Below are 18,829 nucleotides of genomic sequence, written 5' to 3' on the forward strand. Positions count from 1 at the left end.
CGATTATTTTTATTCTGTTTGCCAGGAATAGAGCAAAGGTTGAGCCAGATGTTAATGGTTCTTTAAAAACAAAGGGTTACTGATTTTGTTAAAGAGAGAGATGAATGGAGTTGTCTTTTTTTTGAGACGGGTGTGTTGCTTGTGTCTATTTTTATAGACGGTTTATCTGTGTGAAGATAGCTTCTGATACAGGCTTGCCCGTGAGATACCCAGGCGTTTAGCAGCGGCGGTTTTATTGCCGTTACATTGTGTAATGGCTTGCTGAATTCTTTGATATTCGGCTTCCATGCGGACATGTTTCAGATCGGTGCCTGCAGAGTCGGTATCTGCATCGGTGATGGCTTCATCGTCGGAGCCCAGATCGAGTGCTTCAATCTGCTGCCCTTCGGCCATAACGCAGCCTCGCTCTAACCGGTTTCTTAGCTCCCGAATATTACCTGGCCAGCGGTAGTGGGTTAGCCACTCCATAGCGGTGGCTGAAAGGGAAAGCTCGGGCAACTGAGATTGGCGTTGGATCTGTGTCAGCATAAACTCAGTCAGCTCGGGGAGATCAGCCAGACGTTCACGTAGCGGAGGGATCTGAATCGGTAAGACATTTAGGCGATAGTAGAGATCCTCTCTGAACTCGCCGGTCTGGACCAACTGTTTCAGATCTTTAGCGGTGGCAGCGATAATACGGACATCAACTTTCTGTAGTTGGTTTGATCCAAGCGCTTCAACCTCCCTTTCCTGAAGAACTCGCAGAAGTTTAGCCTGCATAGTGAGGGGCATCTCGGCGATCTCATCTAGGAAAAGGGTGCCGCCATCCGCCAGTTGGATCTTGCCTACTCTGCCTGCCCGGTTAGCTCCGGTATAAGCGCCGGGCGCGCTGCCAAAGAGTTCCGATTCAACCAGCGATTCGGGGAGCGCACCCATATTGATTCCGACAAAAGGGCCTGCACGCCTGGGAGAGGCGTGGTGAATCCCCTGAGCGAGCAGCTCCTTCCCTGTACCGGTTTCTCCGAGGAGCAAAAGCGTTGTATCCAGTTGGGCTGCGCGGAGTGCCTGACGACGAAGTTGTTCGGTGGCAGGGGCGCTCCCGATCATGTCATCGAGCGCGTAACGGCTGGGGCGGAGTATCTTTTCATCCTCAAACTTACGTCGGAGTCTGGCAAACTTGTCAAAGAGCGGTTGCAGGCTGTCGAGATCATCATAAAAGACAAAGCCGATCGCACCGAGGACCACATTTTCAGGGTTTCTGATTGGTAGCCTTGTGACGACGCACCAGCGGTTGTTGATCTGCATAAGATCAACAAAAGAGGGCTTCCCGCTTTGTACGACTCTGGGGAGTTGAGTGGTGGGCAGTAGCTCTTCAACGGGTCTGCCGATCGGATCCAGCCCTTCGGGAACATTGATCAAGGATCGGTAGGCATCGCTCATCCAGAGAATAAGCCCCTGTTCATCAACGGCGATGGATCCCTGGCATAAGCTGGAAAGGAGGTCGAGCAGGTTGTGGTTGCTATCCTGTTGGATAAGCTGGCGAAGTGAGAGCATAACGGACTTTTATAGTGATCCTGTCTGGCTCAACGTACGCTGAAATATGAACGCTGCCAACTGTTTTTTGACAGCGTCGCTGGGCAGATATCAGGCCGCGTTTCGTTTATTGCGCTTGTGATGGCGGGTGACGGAGCCCTTGATTACGACATCCCAGTTCCCTGCAGTACTCATCAGCATCGCACCGCAATGTCCGCATTTGCAGATCTGCGAGCTGCCCAGGTCGCTGACCGTTTTAAGATCAGGGTGTTCCTTGCCCGTGTTTACTAGTTCAAAACAGTGTGTGCAATCAGTATTCACGCTAATTCTCCTTCCTTGTTTCAGGCATGAGAGGCTACTTTCTGGTTAATTATCGGGCATATCTGATATTACTTTAGGGAAAATATATAAAAAACAGAAGGTTTTTTGAAAAATCTTCTGTTTTGATCTAGGTGTGTCGTATAACTTATTGATTTATAGTCTATATCTCTGCTGGTGCATCCATGATGCTGCCGCCGTTACCGTTCTTTGCCAGTTCACCGATCTCTTTATCAATAAAGAATAGTCCTTTTCCATCTTCACCGATTATTTTGATCTTATCCAGAATACCATTGAACAGTTTTTCCTCTTCATGCTGTTCAGCGACATACCACTGTAGGAAACTGAAAGTGGAGTAATCCTGATTGGCAAAGGCAGTATGTGCAAGTTCGTTTATCTTGCCCGTGATGAAGCACTCATGCTCATACACTTTCTCAAAAAGATCACGTACGGATTCATATTCAGCTGAAGGAGATTCAATGGATCCGATCAGGGCCATTGCGCCGGTTTCATTCACGTAGGTGAAAAGGCGCTTCATGTGCGACATCTCTTCATCCGCATGCTTATAGAGAAATTCAGCACATCCTTCGAAACCTTTAGATTCAGCCCAGGCGCCCATCTGCAGGTAGAGATTGGAGGAGAAAAATTCCAGATTGATCTGTTCGTTCAGCTTTTCAAGCATGATAGGGCTAAGCATGTTTAGGTGTCTCTTAGAGGTCGAATTAAATTGATGCCGGTTTGCAGAGCCATTTCTTTCCGCTGGCTGAGCGGGCACATTTAAGGCAGAGGTATTGGCTGGATCGGGTCTGTTTAGCTAACTCATTGAAATGAGCTTCAATATCTGACCGCTTAAATTTGCATAATGTTTTGTGCTTGCTCATAGAGGGGTCTGCAAAAAGGTAATCTGGTAATGATAATTGATATCAATTACGGGTCAAGCGGATTTTACTCATGCAGCAATTTCGGCTTTTCAGAAGTACAGAAACGAGAAGGGGTAGGAAAGCAGGTCCGGCCCTCTGGGAAAACCTCAGTAGGACCGGATCTGCGCTCAGGGGTTTATGCCGAGAACGTTTTCATCATTGAGTTAAGATCATTCACCAGCTTGTGTAGGTTGCCACTCGCATGGTTGGTCTTCTCCGCAGCTTCCATATTGTTACTGGCGATATTGCGGATGCTGAGAATATTATTGCTGATCTCATCGGAGACGGCGCTTTGTTGCTCCGAGGCGCTGGCAACCTGCGTGCAGCGATCAGATACCTCAGTCATCGCATGAGAGACCGCATCAAAGGACGCTGTGGCTTCATTTGCTAACTGAATCCCTGTTTGCGCCTGTTCGGAACAGCGTTGCATGGAGTCAGCGGTCACAGATACCTGTTTTTGGATCGCTTCAATGGTGTTGCGGATCTCGCTGGTGGAGGTCTGTGTTCTTTGGGCCAGAGTGCGGACTTCATCAGCGACCACTGCAAATCCACGACCCTGGTCTCCTGCACGTGCGGCTTCGATCGCAGCGTTAAGCGCCAGTAGGTTAGTCTGCTCTGCGATATCGTTAATGATATTTACGATCTGTTCGATGGAGGAGGCCTGGCGTTTCAGCTCCTCAGAAGAGAGGGAAGCGGTTTCAACATCCTCTACCAGCTCTGTGATACTGGACTGCATGGTGCTGATGTTCTGTTTGCCCTGTTCAGCGAGTGCAGATGCTTTCTGGGTGGCCTCAGAGGTTTGGGCTGTGTTTTCTGCTATCTCATGGGCGGTGGCAGACATTTCGGTTGCTGCACTGGCCAACATATCACTTTCGCTATTCTGCTGATGGATCCCTGAGGTTGTTTGGCTGATCGCCTCATCTGTTTCATTCATGACATCTTTGAGTGTGCCGATGGAATCCTCAACACGGCCAACAATGGTTCTCAGTCGGGCGCGCATCATCCGGGTAGAGAGCTCTACTGAGCCCTGCTCATGCATATTCTCGGTCATCACCAGTTGGGCCAGTGGGTTGTCATAGATATCTGAGGTGACGTTGGATATCTTCCTTAAACCGCGTGTGGCCAGATAGATCCAACTTAGGCCTCCGGCAAAGATAGCAGCCATGAGTAGGGTGCTGACGATCGCTGTCAGTGGAAGGAATGGGATTGCTAACATCATGAGTCCCATCAGCGCGGTAATTGTCAGAATGCGAGCGGCCAGACTGATTGTCTCTACCTTACGTGGAGGTTTATTGCTTATCTTGGTGTAGATCTTCTCTGCGCGCTCTATCTGCTCGGTAGAGGGGCGGGTACGTACTGATTGATAACCGGTTTTAGTTCCGCTGTTATCAAAGATCGGCATGACGTAGGCCTGAACCCAGTAGTGGTCACCATTCTTACAACGGTTTTTCACCATCCCCATCCAGGGTTGATCGTTCTTCAGGTGTGCCCACATATCCTCAAACGCAGCGGGAGGCATATCCGGGTGGCGAACAATGCTGTGTTGCTTTCCAATCAGCTCCTCCTGAGTGAATCCAGCAACTTCGCAGAATTCCGGATTAGCGTAGGTGATAGTGCCGCGGGTATCGGTAGTAGAAATGAGGCGTACGTTACCAGGGTATACGCACTCCCTGCCTGATATGTGCAGATTCGACATGGTTGCTCTCCAGTAAATTCCGGTTTTTCTGGGGCGACATAGTTTGTTTTTATAGGGCCGCGTTTCTAGGTTTCATCCGGTTTTCTTATGAATATTCATTCCAACCGTCCTTTCGGTCGGGGAAATAATGAACATTAGTTTCCGGCAGGGATGTTACCTCATTATTAAAAAGATGTAATGAGCCTATAATTTACTGTATGAAAATTAAGAATTTTTCTTAGATTTCGCTAGGACAGAAATGGGCCTGAACTTAAATGTTACTAAAAATGGGGGCCGATGTTATTGTTCGATAAGAAAGCATATACCAAGCTTTACTGCTTAATAATCCCGAAAAAAATAATAATTGGGCTCCGCATGCGTTCTTTATCCTTTATCTCTCTTCTAATGATCACTCTGTTTTTTCAGGCTGGGGTACTCCGGGCAGACCGCCTGTTACTACCAGCGATAGAGCAGCAATCCCTGACAGATCTGCTGTTGCTTTCCATCACGAAAGTCGATCAGAGACTGGTGGCCGTGGGTGAGCAGGGTGTAATTATCTACTCTGATGATAATGGTGAAACCTGGCATCAGGCAAAAGTCCCAGTGAGCACGCTCTTTACCCGAGTGCACTTTTTTGATAACAGGCAAGGGTGGGCTGTTGGTCATGATGGTGTGGTGGTTCACAGTTCTGATCGGGGTGAATCCTGGTCAAAAAAATTTGAGGGTAGTCAGCTGAACAGTCTGCGGGTAAAAGCGCTTGCTGCTGAGTTTGAGCGTTTGTCTGTGAATTCGGAGCAGTATGCCGATCAGTTGGAGGAGATCGAATATCAGTTGGATGATGCCAGGGGCGCTGCAGACGAAGCACCCAGTGCGCCACTGCTTGATATCTATTTTACCGATCAGAAAACAGGTTATCTGCTTGGTTCCTACGGTATGTTCTTTATAACCGACGATGGTGGCCGAAGTTGGCACTACAGAGGACACCATCTGCCCAACCCAGAGGGATTTCATCTAAATAAACTGTATCAGACCGGGGATGGACAGTTGTTGATTCTAGGGGAGGCGGGTTTGCTTCTGGAAAGTGTGGATGGGACAGCGTGGCAGGCGGTTGAGTCACCTTATGAGGGCTCCTTTTTTACCGCTGTTGAAACCGATGGACTCTATCTGATGGGGCTGCGTGGCAATGTCTTCAAGCGGAAAGGTATGGGTTGGGAGCCGATTGTTTTGCCTCATAGATCAACGATTACTGGGGCTGCTGCGATTGAGGGTAAAGCTTATCTGGTAGGGCAGGGTGGTGCACTTCTAAAGCAGCAGGGTGATCGCTTTATCCCCCATTCTGATCGGGGGCTGTTGAGTTACGCTGATCTGGTTGTTGCGGGTAACAGGCTGGTTATTGTCGGTGAGAATGGCGTTAGCCGTGTCGCCTTGAGTGGAGGTGAGCAGTAATGAAACAGATCTCATCCCTGCTGCTCTGGCCAATCACGACCAGTGAAAAGGTCGCAGAGCGCTTTCTGTTTGGATGCCGAAAACCGGTGCTGCTTGTTTTTATGATCGCGACACTGTTTTTCCTCTGGCAGGCTTCACAGATTCGTCCTGATGCCAGCTTTGTCAAAATGATTCCGGCGGAACATCCCTATGTTGAAAACTACCTGAATTTCAAAGATGACCTTGCGGGGCTGGGCAACAGTATTCGTGTAGTTGTTGCTGCCGATGAGGGTGATATCTTCACCGCTGAGTTTCAAACCACGCTGAAGAAAGTAACCGATGAGTTGTTTTTTATTCCCGGTGTTGACCGCTCTGCGCTGAAATCGATCTGGACGCCGAATGTGCGCTGGACCGAGGTGACCGAAGAGGGATTTGTGGGTGGGCCTGTGATCCCCGCTAAATACGATGGTTCTGCAGCCAGTCTGGAGCAGGTGAGAACCAATATCCTGCGTTCCGGTCAGGTCGGTATTTTGGTTGGCAATGACTTCAGGTCAGCGATGGTGCAGGTACCTCTGTTTGATAAAGACCCGGAAACGGGCGAAAAACTCGATTATCAGGCGTTCTCTGAACGACTGGAAACGCTGGTGCGTGACCAGTACAGCAGCGAGCAGGTGAGCATCCATATTACCGGCTTTGCCAAAATTGTTGGCGATCTGATCGAAGGTGCTTCGCAGGTAGCGCTCTTTTTCGCAGTAGCGTTTGGTGTCACTATGGTGTTGCTCTATCTCTACTCCGGCAGTGTGATGGGGACGGTTGTTCCGCTTATCTGCTCTCTGGCGGCAGTGATCTGGCAGTTGGGGCTACTGAACCTGCTGGGGTTTGGGCTGGATCCTTACTCTATGCTGGTACCCTTCTTGGTGTTCGCGATTGCGGTGAGTCACGGCGTTCAGGTCGTGAATACGATTACGCTGGAGTCTGCCAGCAGCGGTGCCTCAAAGCTTGAAGCGGCCCGTCATGCGTTTAAGACGATCTATATACCCGGATTGACCGCACTGATCTCTGACGGGATCGGTTTCATCACGTTGATGGTGATAGAGATCCAGGTGATTCAGGATCTAGCCGTGGCGGCCTCCGTTGGGGTCGCTGTCATTGTGCTGACCAACCTGATGTTGCTTCCAGTACTGATGAGTTATGTCGGCGTGGGACGTAATGCGATCAGTAAGGCGAAGCGAAGTATTGAAAAGCAGCGTTCTCACTGGCATCTGTTGAGCATCTTTGCCAAACCGAAAGGTGCAATGGTTGCTGTTACAGTTGCGGTGGGTTTGCTGGTATTAGGACTCTACGGCGGTCAGCATCTGCAGATAGGGGATCTGGATCGCGGCGCACCGGAGCTACGTGCCGACTCGCGTTACAATCTGGATAATGCGTTTATTACGAGTAACTACTCGACCTCCAGTGATGTCTTTGTGGTGATGGTTTCAACCCCAGAGGAGCATTGCAGTCGTTATGAAACGCTGGAGACGGTGGACCGTTTTCAGTTTTACCTGCGCAATGTGCCGGGGGTGCAATCGAGTATTTCGCTGGTGGATGTGTCAGAACGGGTCACAGCGGGACTGAATGAGGGCAGCCTGCAATGGCGCTCGGTGATCAGAAATCAGTATGTGATCAACGCTTCGCTCGCCTATGTGCCCGCAGGGCTGATGAACAGCAGCTGTTCGCTACTACCGGTGATCATCTTTCTGGATGACCATAAAGCGCAGACGTTGAAAGGGGTCACTCAAGCGGTTGAAAGCTTCGCAGGGCAGTTCAATAGCAAGACGATTCAGTTTCATATGGCGGCGGGTAAAGCTGGATTTGAGGCCGCGACCAATCAGGTGATCGAAACTGCACAGTATGAGATGTTGATCTGGGTCTATTCGGTGGTCAGCTTTCTCTGTCTGTTAACCTTCCGCTCGATTCGCACAGTGGTCTGTATTATCGCGCCGTTGGCGCTTACATCGATTCTCTGTCAGGCGTTGATGGCGCAGCTGGGGATCGGCGTCAAAGTTGCCACGCTGCCGGTGATCGCTCTGGGTGTAGGGATTGGGGTGGATTATGGCATCTATATCTATTCCAAGATGCAGACCTATCTTCAGCAGGGGCATAGCCTGTCGGTGGCTTATCTGGAAACGCTGCAGAGCACCGGTAAATCCGTTGCTTTCACCGGCCTGACACTGGCGATCGGTGTGATTCTCTGGACACTTTCACCAATCAAATTCCAGGCCGATATGGGGGTGCTGCTCACCTTCATGTTCATCTGGAACATGCTGGGAGCGCTGATTCTCCTGCCAGCGATCGCCTGTCTGCTGCATCCTGACAGAGTAAAAGAATAGATTCTTGTAGGAACGCTGTCCCAGGGCGAGGGATTGGTAGGGGTTTGGATTAATCGGCGTGAGACACGCCTCCCACGGGGTTTGGATGTAGGAGCCCTGTCCCAGGGCGAGGGTGTGGCGGGGATTTGGATTCTTCGGCGTGAGACACGCCTTCTACGGGGTTTGGATGTAGGAGCCCTGTCCCAGGGCGAGGGATTGGTAGGGCTTGGGATTAATCGGAGTGGGACACGCCTCCTACAGGGTTTGGATGTAGGAGCCCTGTCTCAGGGCGAGGGATTGGTAGGGATTGGGGTTATTCGGTGTGGGACACGCCTTCTACGGGGTTTGGATGTAGGAGCCCTGTCCCAGGGCGAGGGATTGGCAGGGGTTCGGATTATTCGGCGTGGGACATGCCTCCCACGGGGTTTGGATGTAGAAGCCCTGTCTCAGGGCGAGGGTGTGGCGGGGATTTGGATTAATCGGCGTGAGACACGCCTCCTACGGGGTGTGGATGTAGGAGCCCTGTCTCAGGGCGAGGGTGTGGCGGGGATTTGGATTAATCGGCGTGGGACACGCCTCCTACGGGGTGTGGATGTAGGAACCCTGTCTCAGGGCGAGGGTGTGGCGGGGGTTGGGATTATTCGGCATGGGACATGCCTCCCACGGATAGGGAGCCCTGCCATAGAGCGAACCATCAATACAAAATGATAATCACAAGGATGTGATCTATGAAAAAAGGACGATCCCATGCCCTGCGCATCGGGCGCTATAGTCAATCCGGTCAGATCTACTATCTGATCTTCACCACGCAAAAGCGCGAACCGATATTTTCCAATCCCTTAGCAGCCCGTCAGGCGGTTTTAGCGCTAAGGCAGCTTTCCCCCTCTGCAGATACCATCGCCTTTGTAGTGATGCCAGATCATATCCATTGGTTGATGCACTTAAAGGATAGTTACTCACTCTCTGAAACCGTCAAGTTGTTTAAAAAACTATGCACTCGAGCGCTGAAGCAGTCGATCTGGCAGACCGGCTTTTATGACCATGCTGTGAGATCAGAAGAGAGTATTATCGATATAGCTCGCTACATCGTAATGAATCCTGTCAGGGCGGGGTTATGCCGCAGTGTCAGGAATTACCCCTGGTGGGATTGTATCTATCTGTAGGGCTCAATTGTAGGAGCCCTGTCTCAGGGCGAGGGTGTGGCGGGGATGGGGATTAATCGGCGTGAGACACGCCTCCCACAAATCTCATATCCCACAAACCACAAACTACAAACCGCGTTTCCTCTATCTGAATGCGTCGAGGGCTTTCTGCATCTTTGCGGCCTGGCCCAAAGTCTTTTTCTCTTTCACTAATCCGGTCTTAACGGTTTCGGCGAGCTGCATGGTGCGGTTGTTGGTCTCTTTGACCTCAAGCAAGATCGTACGCAGATCCCCGGACAGCTCTGGGGGGATCTCGGCGGTCATTAGCTCATAAACAGTTTTGCTATGGGCTGTCTGGATCTGGTTAAGCTCATCCCACTGGTTATCCTGAGCAAGTTGCTCCATCTGTTGGGCCTGTTCCAGTGCGTTTTGTGCCAGTTGAATCAGCGGGTGCATGCTCGTCTCCAAAAAAATCTAATGCTCAGTGTGAGCCTGCCGATAACAAAAATCAACGAGGCATCGATGATTGGTCTGAGCGTTTCGGAAAAAATCAGATTTTTTTTCTAAAGCGTTTGAAACAGTGGTCGATAACTAACTCAAGCTTGGATTACTCACCCCTTCAAACAGAGTGATCCGCATAGCCAAAAAATATATGTAGCAGCCGGTCAGACTCGGCTGATAATGAGGAGAACATCTCATGGCAATGGTAATTAACTCAAACATTATGTCGCTGAATGCTCAGCGTAACCTGACTCTATCTCAGGGCGACCTGAACCAGTCTATGGAACGTTTGACCAGCGGTAAGCGTATCAACTCAGCGGGTGATGACGCTGCGGGTCTGGCAATCTCCAACCGTATGACCTCTCAGGTACGTGGTCTGGACCAGGCAATTCGTAACGCCAACGATGGTATCTCTCTGATTCAAACCGCTGAAGGTGCGCTGGACGAAACAACCAACATCCTGCAGCGTATGCGTGAGCTGTCTATCCAGTCTGCCAACGGCACATACGATGATGGTAACCGTGCAACATTGAACGCCGAGGTTCAGCAGCTGATTCAGGAGATCGATCGAATCTCTGAAACTACTAAATTCAACGGCCTTCAGATTCTGGATGGTACCTTGGGTCAGGTAGACCTTCAGGCGGGTGCCGATGCGAATGAAACTATCGCACTTGAAATTGGTACGATGGATTCTAAATCGCTTGGTGGGGTATCCGGAGACCTTGTGGGTGAAGAAGTTACTGCAGTAGCTAACCTACGTGCTGCTGTGAATAACACAGGTGCATCAATTACAGTTAATGATCAGGCAATCTCCACAGTAGATGCCGCTGCAACAGTTCAAGAGACTCTGGACTCAATAAATGCGGATCTAGATGGATTCGGTGCTGAAGCTTCCACGCTTGTGGAATGGACAGCGCTAGATGCTGGTGATGGCGTCCTTCTAGCAGGTACTGATGCTCTGACAATCGCAGTTGCAGACAACAACGGGAACACGGTTGAAACACTGGTGTTAACAGATACTGACTCTATGGATGAGCTTGTTGACAAGATTAACGAATCCAGTGGTTTTGTGAGCGCTTCTTTAACAGATGATAATAAATTGCAGTTGGTGGGAGAGGATATTGCTACAGTTACTGTAACTGGTGACACAGCCCAGGCGGCTGCAGCTGGTGGTAACTCAGCTGCAGCTGCTGCAGTTGCAACAAACTACTCAGTTGTTTTTGATGATACTTCTGCTGATGGACGTGGTGTCAAGATTGAGGCAACAGGTACAGCAGCTGCAGACGTGTCTACAGGTTTAGGTATTGATCTGAACGATGATAACGGAAACCTGTTATCGGCAAATATTAATACAGCAGCAGCAGCATTAAATGATCTGAATGATGGTGATTTGATCATAAATGGTGTTGAAATTGGCGCGATTGATGGTGGTACATCTCAAGCGGATAGTGTGAGCAACACGGTTGAGGCAATCAATAAACTGTCGGATGAGACAGGTGTGGTTGCATATGCTTCTGGTTCTGGTCTGGCGCTGCGCTCCTCTAATCAGGAAGAGATCTCTGTGGAGTATGCTGATACCGCTACAGACGCTGATGTGTTAGCGCTTACTGGTCTTCAGGAACGTAATACTCTTGAAGGCGCTGGTAGCATTGCATCGGTAGATATTTCTACAGCGGCGGGCGCTCAACGAGCTATAGACGTAATTGACTCTGCACTTGATGAAATTAGTTCTACACGTGGCGATCTGGGTGCGATCAATAACCGTCTGGACTTCACTATCAATAACCTGTCTAACGTCTCTGAGAACGTAGCGGCTGCCCGTTCACGTATCGAAGATGCGGACTTTGCGAAAGAATCGGCTGCACTCTCCCGTGCTCAGGTTCTGCAGCAGGCAGGTACTGCGATGCTGGCACAGGCGAACGCTGCACCTCAGCAGGTTCTGTCTCTGTTACAGTAAGATCGCAGCTATACTAGGACGTAGGAGGCCAGTCCCCTGGCCGATGTGAAAACAGCGACAGGGGGCCGTTCATTGCATGAACTCCTACAAGTAAGATTGTAGGCGGCCTATCCCCTAGACGGAGTTAAAACACGGCTAGGGGATTCTTTTTAAAAAAGAGAGAGGAATGGGTTATGGCAATTGAATCAATGAACGCTGCAAATGCTGCGGCCACGATTGTTCAGCCGTCTCAGCAGCCTCAGCAAGCACAGCAGGTTCAACGCCAGCCGGTAGAGCAGCCGCCCAAGAGCGAGCGCCTTCAGGAGCAGGCGAAACAGACGCAGGAAGTCACCGCCGAAAAGCTTGATGCGGCCATTGATCGTCTTAATGAGATGATGAAAAGTAGTCAGCGCTCTTTAAGCTTCTCTGTGGATAAGTCCTCAGATCAGGTTGTTGTACAGGTTCGTGACCTGAGCACTGATAAAGTGATCCGTCAGATCCCGAATGAGGAAGCGCTGCAGTTTGCTGAATCCCTGGATCGGATGATAGGATTCCTGTTTGACAAGAAAGCCTGAGCCCTTTCAGGCTTTCATCTACTCACCTGAAAACCAGAGGCATGGGCGATGAGTGATAGCATCATTAAATCACTGGGAGCCGGATCTGGTATCGACACCACCAGTCTTGTATCCCAGTTAGTTGAAATCGAACGTGCGCCGCAGCAAAACCGTTTAGATTCCAAGCAAGAAACCCTCAATGCGCAGATCTCTGCGTACGGTACTCTGAAGAGCAGTCTGTCAGAGTTGCAATCGGTCCTGTCGCCTTTGGCGGATAACGATACCTTTAACTCCCGTTCAGTGGCGTTTCCCGACACCGATATTATTACCCCAAACTCCGTGGATGCGGGGGCCCAGACCGGCACCTACCAGATTGAGGTGGAAGCGGTTGCGCAGGCTCAGTCTTTAGCGACAGGTGCCTATGCGGATAAAGATGCGGCTCTGGGGGAAAGCGGTACCTTGACCATCAGTTTTGGTGCCTGGACCTATGATGAGGATGCTGATGCCGCTGCGGATGCAGATACGGATCAGGACCCATACTCTTTTGCAGTGAACGCAGACCGTGCAGCACTGAATATTACGGTTGAAGCGGGTGATTCACTGGATGATATTACTGAAAAAATCAACGCTGAAGATTCCGGTGTTCAGGCCTCTGTGTTGCTGGTTGATGGCAATTATCAGTTACTCCTCACAGCACCTTCCGGTGAAAATAATGCACTGAGGATCTCCAGTGATGATGCGACTAAAGGGGATGCAACGGGTCTGAGTGTATTCGAGTTTAATGAAACTGAGCATTCTCAGGTTACGGAAACGCAACAGGGGGCAGATGCCCAGTTAAAGGTAAACGGCTTGACTGTTTACCGTGAGACCAATGAGATCGATGATGTTATTCAGGGGTTTAACTTCTCGCTGAATAAAGCGGAGCCGGGTAGCAGCCTGACCTTTACGGTTGAAGAGGATACCTCGATCGCACAGCAGGCGATCCGTGATTTTGTAGATGCCTACAACTTGTTTTATGAGACCTCCCAGAACTTGGTGGGTTACAGTCAGGATGCAGAGACCAATCAGACAGTCAAAGGGGATCTTGCCACCGATGGTACGGCAAAAACGCTGATCAATCGTTTACGCAGCTCGATTGGCTCGGTTGTGCCAGGATTAGATGACGGCTTTACCGCATTGACCAATATCGGTATCCGTACCGAACTTGATGGCACCCTGTCGATCGATGAGGATGATTTCTCCTCTGCGATGGATGATAATTTTGCGTTGGTTGAGGCGCTATTCGCCACCCAGACCAGTACCAGTGATGATCAGGTCTCTGTGAGTGTCGGCAGTTATGCTTCCGGTACGGTGGCCGGTGATTATGATGTGGTTGTGACCACTAACCCGGAAAAGGCATCGGTTAGCCTGGGGGCACCGTCTCCGGCTTTCCCATTTCCATCAGATTTGGTGATTGCTGAGGGGGATACAACTTACTCATTTGCCGTCACTGTTGATGGAGTGAAAAGCGATACCATTGCACTAACGGGAACATTCTCATCTGAAGATGAAGTTGCAGCTGCGCTGCAGTCCCTGATTAATGGTGACAGCAACCTGAGTGATTCCAATGTGGCGGTCGATGTCAGCTACAACGGTAGCGCTTTTGACTTTACCTCGCGCAGTTATGGTAGTGCATCTTCGGTAAGTTTTGATTCAGCGGATTATGGCACCAATGCTGCACAATTGGGTTTAGTTGCTGCGACTGATTATAGTGATACGGGTGTTGATGCGGTGGGTACGATTGCGGGAGAAACCGCGTTTGGTTCTGGCAATGTGCTACTGCCACCGATCGATTCTGATGCTTACGGTCTGAACTTCACCATCGGTGAGAATGCAGTAGCGGCAGGCACCGTTACGGCAAGTTTCTCACGGGGCTTTGCGGGAGAACTGAATACGCTGATCGATAGCTTCCTCTCCAGTTCCGGCAGCATTAAACTGCGTGAAGAGAGTATTAATGATTCCCTTGAGGGAATCTCAGATGATCGTGAAGATCTGGATCGTAAGATGGAGAAGCTGGAGTTGAGGCTCTATTCCCAGTACTTAGCGATGGAGCGAATTGTGAATAGTTTCCAGAGTACCGGTAGTCAGCTTGATGGCATTCTTGAGCGGCTTCCATTCACTGCTACAAATAATTAAGGTAATTTCTTTTTTAAATCAAAAGGTTGTTTTATATGCAGACCTCTTCAGGGCTGGATGTTTTGTTGTCGCGTTTAGACAGTAAAAATCAGGCGGGCCAGATTTTTTCTAAGAACTTAGAATTTTTAAAAACTAAAAGCCCTGACCTTTTTGAGAGAGTCAGTAAGTATAAGCCAACCAGACTAATTCCTGCGTTTGATGGAAATGGGGACATCAATATACAAAATTCTGGTGGGCGTTTTGTTTATCCTGAATCTCCAATTACATATGCAAAAAAGCAAGTCAATGAGTTCTTGAATGATACTAAGTGCCGTCTTATTCGCTATCAGGATGCATCGGTAGTAAAGCAAGAGGGTTATATCCATCAGCAGATGATGGAATCAATGTTCGATTTATATCCAGATGGAGAAAAAGGGGCTACTGCACCAAATAAAGATAATATTCTACAAATGGTTGTAGTTTGTGGAATTGGAAGTGGTCTTCATATCGATTTATTGTTAAAGGCAAAACCTGTAAGGAATCTTGTGATATATGACACAGATCTTGCAGGCTTTTTTGCCTCGATGTTCTTTGTTGACTGGTCTACTCTTTTGAAGAGCGTAAAAGGTTCAATTGAAGTCATAATTGAGAAGGATATCAATACAGCTATTGCTCGTCTGAATAGTTTTCTTTCAAAGTATGGTTATTTCAACCTTTCCAAGTATTACGTTTACTACCATTATGAAAACCCAGACATTAAAGAGTTTGTTAAGACTCTTAAAGAGAGGATTCTGAAAGCGGTTTCAGGATTTGGTTTTTATGATGATGAGCGTGTGGGGCTGGCGCATACCCTGCAAAACATTGCCGGAGGTTACGGGATTTCACGCATGGCATTAAATGATGCTGCGAATAGAAATCAGTACCCTGTTTTTGTTCTGGGTAATGGCCCCTCTCTGGATGAGAGTATCGATTACATTCGGGAAAACCGGCAGGGCTGTATTCTGATTTCCTGTGGTTCAGCAACGGGGACTTTGCAAAATATTGGTATAAAACCGGATATCCACATTGAGCAGGAAAGGCCGTTAAGTACCTATGACTGGCTACGAAATTCTACAGCCTCAGAGTTTCGCGAGGGAATTTACTTTGTTGGTTTGAACACGGTGTACCCGAAGTGCTTCGAACTGTTTGATAAAGATAAATCTTTCATCTCCATTAAGCCCAATGACCTGGGTATGGTCTATGTGAAAAACGCTTTGAAAATGGTGGAAGGTAATACGCTTTGTGTTGCAGATGGTTGTAATCCAACGGTGACAAATTTTGGTGTGGCTCTGGCAGTGACATTGGGTTTTGAGAATATCTACCTTGCAGGCGTAGACTGTGGAATGAAGAATCTGGATTCTCACCACGCCAGTCAGAGTAAGTTTCAGCAAAGTGAAGATAAGAATGAGTATGCCAAGCAGGGATATATCCAGAGCGGGGTTTTCCGGGTTCGTGGTACCCAGTCAAAATACGTCTACACAACCTCAACGCTGAACAATACCCGCCTTGAGATAGAAAGGTTGATCGAGAAATATCACCTAAAGCTGACTAATCTCGGCAGTGGGGCGTTTATCAATGGCGCTAATAATATCAAGGCCGGACAACTGGAAGCGTTGGAAAGTATTCAGTCTGGCGACATTCTTAATGATATTTTCCCCCGGGTTTTTCATCGCCGTGAACTTGAATTCGAAGATCCGGAAACGATACGCACGCAGGTCTGTGCAGAAATGAAAGAACTCAACAATCGGATGTTGTCTGTTTTTACCGCCAGCCAGATTACATCGGAAGCGGATCTTTGTACCACCTTAAGAACCGTCAATGATACGTTTAAACAGGCGGATATCTCTGAATATACCCAGTGGTATATGCGCGGAAGTATGGAATATCTAATGGCCGTGATCAGCTCAATTTACGCCTACAATGATCAGCAGAACTATGCTGAGGTGGGTACTCGGGTGAAGCAGATCATGGCAACCTTCTTTGAATCTCAGTATGTGGATCTGAAAGATAAATTCTACGATCTTGATCTGTACACAACGTACTGATGATTTAGCGTTTTAATAAAAAGGGCTGCGTGGCCCTTTTTTTGTCGAACAGCGGCAGTTGTGAATAAAAGAGGTTGAACATGGCTATGTCTCAAGGCTTTGATATCTGTGGCCGCTGGGTCGGGGGTGATGCCCGACCATTAGTGATTGCTGAAATAGGTATTAATCATAATGGTTGTTTGAAAACAGCCAAAGCGATGGTCGATGCTGCAGCCTCAGCAGGTGCAGAGGTCATAAAGCACCAGACTCACGTTGTCGAAGATGAGATGAGCGCAAAAGCCCGGGAGACCATTCCGGGCAATGCGGATGAGTCCATTTATGACATTATGGCTAAATGTGCTCTTGATGAAGAGGATGAAACGGCCTTAAAGGCTTATGTTGAGCAAAAGGGCATGATATTCATCAGCACACCGTTTTCGAGGGCCGCAGCTGACAGGCTTGAGCGTATGGGGGTGTGCGCGTACAAAATTGGTTCAGGTGAGTGTAATAATTATCCATTGCTCGAACACATCGCCTCTTTTGGCAAACCGGTCATTTTGAGTACTGGGATGAATACCATTGAGAGTGTCGCAAAGGCCGTGGCTATCTTTGAGAAAAACAAGGTTGATCTGGCCCTGTTGCACACAACGAACCTCTATCCAACGCCTGCTCATCTTGTCCGGTTGGGAGGAATGCAGGCTCTGCAGAAACACTTCCCGAATTGCGTCATCGGTTTATCTGATCATACAACCTCGAATCTGGCATGTTTTGCGGCTGTCGCATTGGGCGCTAAGATTTTAGAACGGCACTTTACCGATAGTATGGAAAGAGAGGGGCCGGATATCATTAACTCTATGGATCCTGCAGCCATGAGTGAGCTGATTCAAGGCAGCGCAGAAATTACTCACATGCTGGGGGGGGAGAAGGGGCCTGCACCCGAAGAGCAGGTGACAATGGATTTTGCATTTGCCACGGTGGTTGCGATTAAAGATATTGATCAGGGCGAGTTGATTAGCGAAGATAACGTCTGGGTGAAGCGTCCGGGTACAGGTGAAATTCCCGCTGAAGACTACAATACAGTTATTGGACGAACATCTTCTCGGAAAATAAAAGCCGATGAGCATCTGGGCTGGTCGGATCTTATATAGAGCTAAGAATAATAATGAAACGCATCGTTTTCCTGACAGGTACACGGGCAGACTTCGGTAAGATCAAGTCTTTGATTCGGGTGACACAGGATTTCCAGGAATTTGATGTACATATTTTGCCACCGGCATGCATATGAACAGCAAGTATGGAAAGACGATTGGCGAAATCTACAAAAGTGGTTTCGACAACATCTACCCCTTTATCAACCATGAACACACCGATTTTATGGACCGCAATCTGGGGAAAACGATTGATGATTTCTCTCATTTTGTTTCTGAGGTGAAGCCGGATCTCATCGTGGTCCACGGTGATCGTGTTGAGGCACTGGCAGGGGCAATAGTCGGCAGCCTGAATAATATTTTGGTTGCTCATGTGGAAGGTGGGGAAAAGTCTGGTACGATTGATGACCTGATCCGACATGCAGGAGTAAAATGTCGCATATCCATCTGGTGGCTAATGAAGATGCCCGGCACAGATTGTTGCAGTTGGGTGAGCTGGCTGAGGCGATCCATATTATCGGCTCACCGGGCATTGATATTCTGTTATCAAATAACCTGCCGCCTTTATCTAAGGTAAAACAGTATTACGAAATTCCCTTTGAATACTATGCAATTATTATGTTCCACCCGGTCACAACCGAGATCGCAAACTGGGAAAGCTATACGCGTAACTTTGTGGATGCGGTATTGGCAAGTGATCGGAACTATATAGCCATTTATCCGAACAACGATCTGGGCTCCGAAATCATCATGCGCGAGTTCAAGCGTTTCAGCGGTAACCCTAGGATTCGGGTTTTCCCCTCCCTGCGTTTTGAATATTTCCTGGTGATGCTGCGCCATGCTCAGTTTGTGCTTGGCAATTCGAGTGCCGGCGTGCGTGAAGCATCCTATTACGGGGTCAGTGTCATCGATATAGGCACTCGTCAACAAAGCAGGGTATCGGGTGAGCATGTGATTAATGTGGGTTATGGAACAGATGAGATCCTTGAAGCCATAGCGTCAGTTGTGGATAAGCACCGGTCGCCACATTTGTGGGTTAAAGTCGACGATGAGTTGCGCTTAAGGCACACGGTTGCAAAAGAGGGTGCGGATTACTAGGCCCGCGGTGCTTGCGGTTATTCCTGCCCGGG

At 48.9% G+C, this 18,829-nt stretch carries 15 protein-coding genes and 1 pseudogene; 12 read left to right on the forward strand and 4 right to left on the reverse strand.

All coding sequences use genetic code 11. The annotated features are described in order from the left end of the window. Positions 1-162: 162 nt before the first annotated feature. From Q0882_RS14360 to Q0882_RS14370, 3 genes are all read right to left on the reverse strand, one after another. Entirely contained in the window at positions 163-1,533 is a 1,371-nt protein-coding gene (locus Q0882_RS14360) for a sigma 54-interacting transcriptional regulator (protein ID WP_299183008.1), read from the reverse strand. 460 nt (positions 1,534-1,993) lie between these two features. Continuing rightward, positions 1,994-2,527, reverse strand: coding sequence for a non-heme ferritin (gene ftnA / locus Q0882_RS14365; protein WP_299183009.1), 534 nt, complete (start codon positions 2,525-2,527; stop codon positions 1,994-1,996). 359 nt (positions 2,528-2,886) lie between these two features. Further along, positions 2,887-4,446: a PAS domain-containing methyl-accepting chemotaxis protein gene (locus Q0882_RS14370; protein ID WP_299183011.1), complete on the reverse strand. Its 1,560-nt coding sequence runs from the start codon at positions 4,444-4,446 to the stop codon at positions 2,887-2,889. A 354-nt stretch (positions 4,447-4,800) separates the two neighbouring features. Between Q0882_RS14370 and Q0882_RS14375 the strand changes: the two genes are divergently transcribed. The 4 genes from Q0882_RS14375 (at position 4,801) to Q0882_RS14390 (ending at position 9,364) form a co-directional block, all read left to right on the forward strand. Beyond that, positions 4,801-5,871 carry a YCF48-related protein gene (locus tag Q0882_RS14375; protein WP_299183013.1) on the forward strand — a complete coding sequence of 357 codons (1,071 nt, stop codon included), beginning with the start codon at positions 4,801-4,803 and terminating at the stop codon, positions 5,869-5,871. Continuing rightward, positions 5,871-8,222, forward strand: coding sequence for an MMPL family transporter (locus Q0882_RS14380; protein ID WP_299183015.1), 2,352 nt, complete (start codon positions 5,871-5,873; stop codon positions 8,220-8,222). Before Q0882_RS14375 ends, Q0882_RS14380 begins: the two co-directional genes overlap by 1 nt. 114 nt (positions 8,223-8,336) lie before the next feature. After that, positions 8,337-8,909: a hypothetical protein gene (locus tag Q0882_RS14385; protein ID WP_299183016.1), complete on the forward strand. Its 573-nt coding sequence runs from the start codon at positions 8,337-8,339 to the stop codon at positions 8,907-8,909. A 20-nt stretch (positions 8,910-8,929) separates the two neighbouring features. Beyond that, the gene (locus Q0882_RS14390) at positions 8,930-9,364 is read left to right on the forward strand and encodes a transposase (protein ID WP_299183017.1); all 435 of its coding nucleotides are present in this window, start codon (positions 8,930-8,932) and stop codon (positions 9,362-9,364) included. Between the two features lie 123 nt (positions 9,365-9,487). Here Q0882_RS14390 and Q0882_RS14395 read toward each other — a convergent pair whose 3' ends face one another. Next, on the reverse strand, positions 9,488-9,799 hold the full coding sequence (locus Q0882_RS14395) for a hypothetical protein (RefSeq protein WP_299183019.1): 312 nt from the start codon (positions 9,797-9,799) through the stop codon (positions 9,488-9,490). Positions 9,800-10,040: 241 nt separating this feature from the next. Between Q0882_RS14395 and Q0882_RS14400 the strand changes: the two genes are divergently transcribed. From Q0882_RS14400 to Q0882_RS14430, 8 genes and pseudogenes are all read left to right on the forward strand, one after another. Further along, the gene (locus tag Q0882_RS14400; protein WP_299183021.1) at positions 10,041-11,801 is read left to right on the forward strand and encodes a flagellin; all 1,761 of its coding nucleotides are present in this window, start codon (positions 10,041-10,043) and stop codon (positions 11,799-11,801) included. 173 nt (positions 11,802-11,974) lie between these two features. Next, a complete protein-coding gene (locus Q0882_RS14405; RefSeq protein ID WP_299183022.1) occupies positions 11,975-12,355 on the forward strand; it encodes a flagellar protein FlaG in 381 nt (126 codons plus the stop codon). Between the two features lie 48 nt (positions 12,356-12,403). After that, positions 12,404-14,509 (forward strand): flagellar filament capping protein FliD, encoded by a 2,106-nt coding sequence (gene fliD, locus Q0882_RS14410; protein WP_299183023.1) that lies wholly within the window; start codon positions 12,404-12,406, stop codon positions 14,507-14,509. 35 nt (positions 14,510-14,544) lie between these two features. Continuing rightward, entirely contained in the window at positions 14,545-16,572 is a 2,028-nt protein-coding gene (locus Q0882_RS14415) for a 6-hydroxymethylpterin diphosphokinase MptE-like protein (protein WP_299183024.1), read from the forward strand. 80 nt (positions 16,573-16,652) lie between these two features. Then, positions 16,653-17,699: an N-acetylneuraminate synthase family protein gene (locus Q0882_RS14420; protein ID WP_299183025.1), complete on the forward strand. Its 1,047-nt coding sequence runs from the start codon at positions 16,653-16,655 to the stop codon at positions 17,697-17,699. Between the two features lie 14 nt (positions 17,700-17,713). Further along, positions 17,714-17,836 (forward strand): hypothetical protein, encoded by a 123-nt coding sequence (locus tag Q0882_RS16770; RefSeq protein WP_366915935.1) that lies wholly within the window; start codon positions 17,714-17,716, stop codon positions 17,834-17,836. Between the two features lie 29 nt (positions 17,837-17,865). After that, positions 17,866-18,063 (forward strand): annotated as a pseudogene (locus Q0882_RS16775) (UDP-N-acetylglucosamine 2-epimerase); the annotation flags it as partial. 68 nt (positions 18,064-18,131) lie between these two features. Next, positions 18,132-18,797 (forward strand): UDP-N-acetylglucosamine 2-epimerase, encoded by a 666-nt coding sequence (locus Q0882_RS14430; RefSeq protein WP_299183027.1) that lies wholly within the window; start codon positions 18,132-18,134, stop codon positions 18,795-18,797. Positions 18,798-18,829 lie beyond the last annotated feature (32 nt).

The sequence above is a fragment of the uncultured Neptuniibacter sp. genome, assembly GCF_947498015.1.
Classification (GTDB): domain Bacteria; phylum Pseudomonadota; class Gammaproteobacteria; order Pseudomonadales; family Balneatricaceae; genus Neptuniibacter.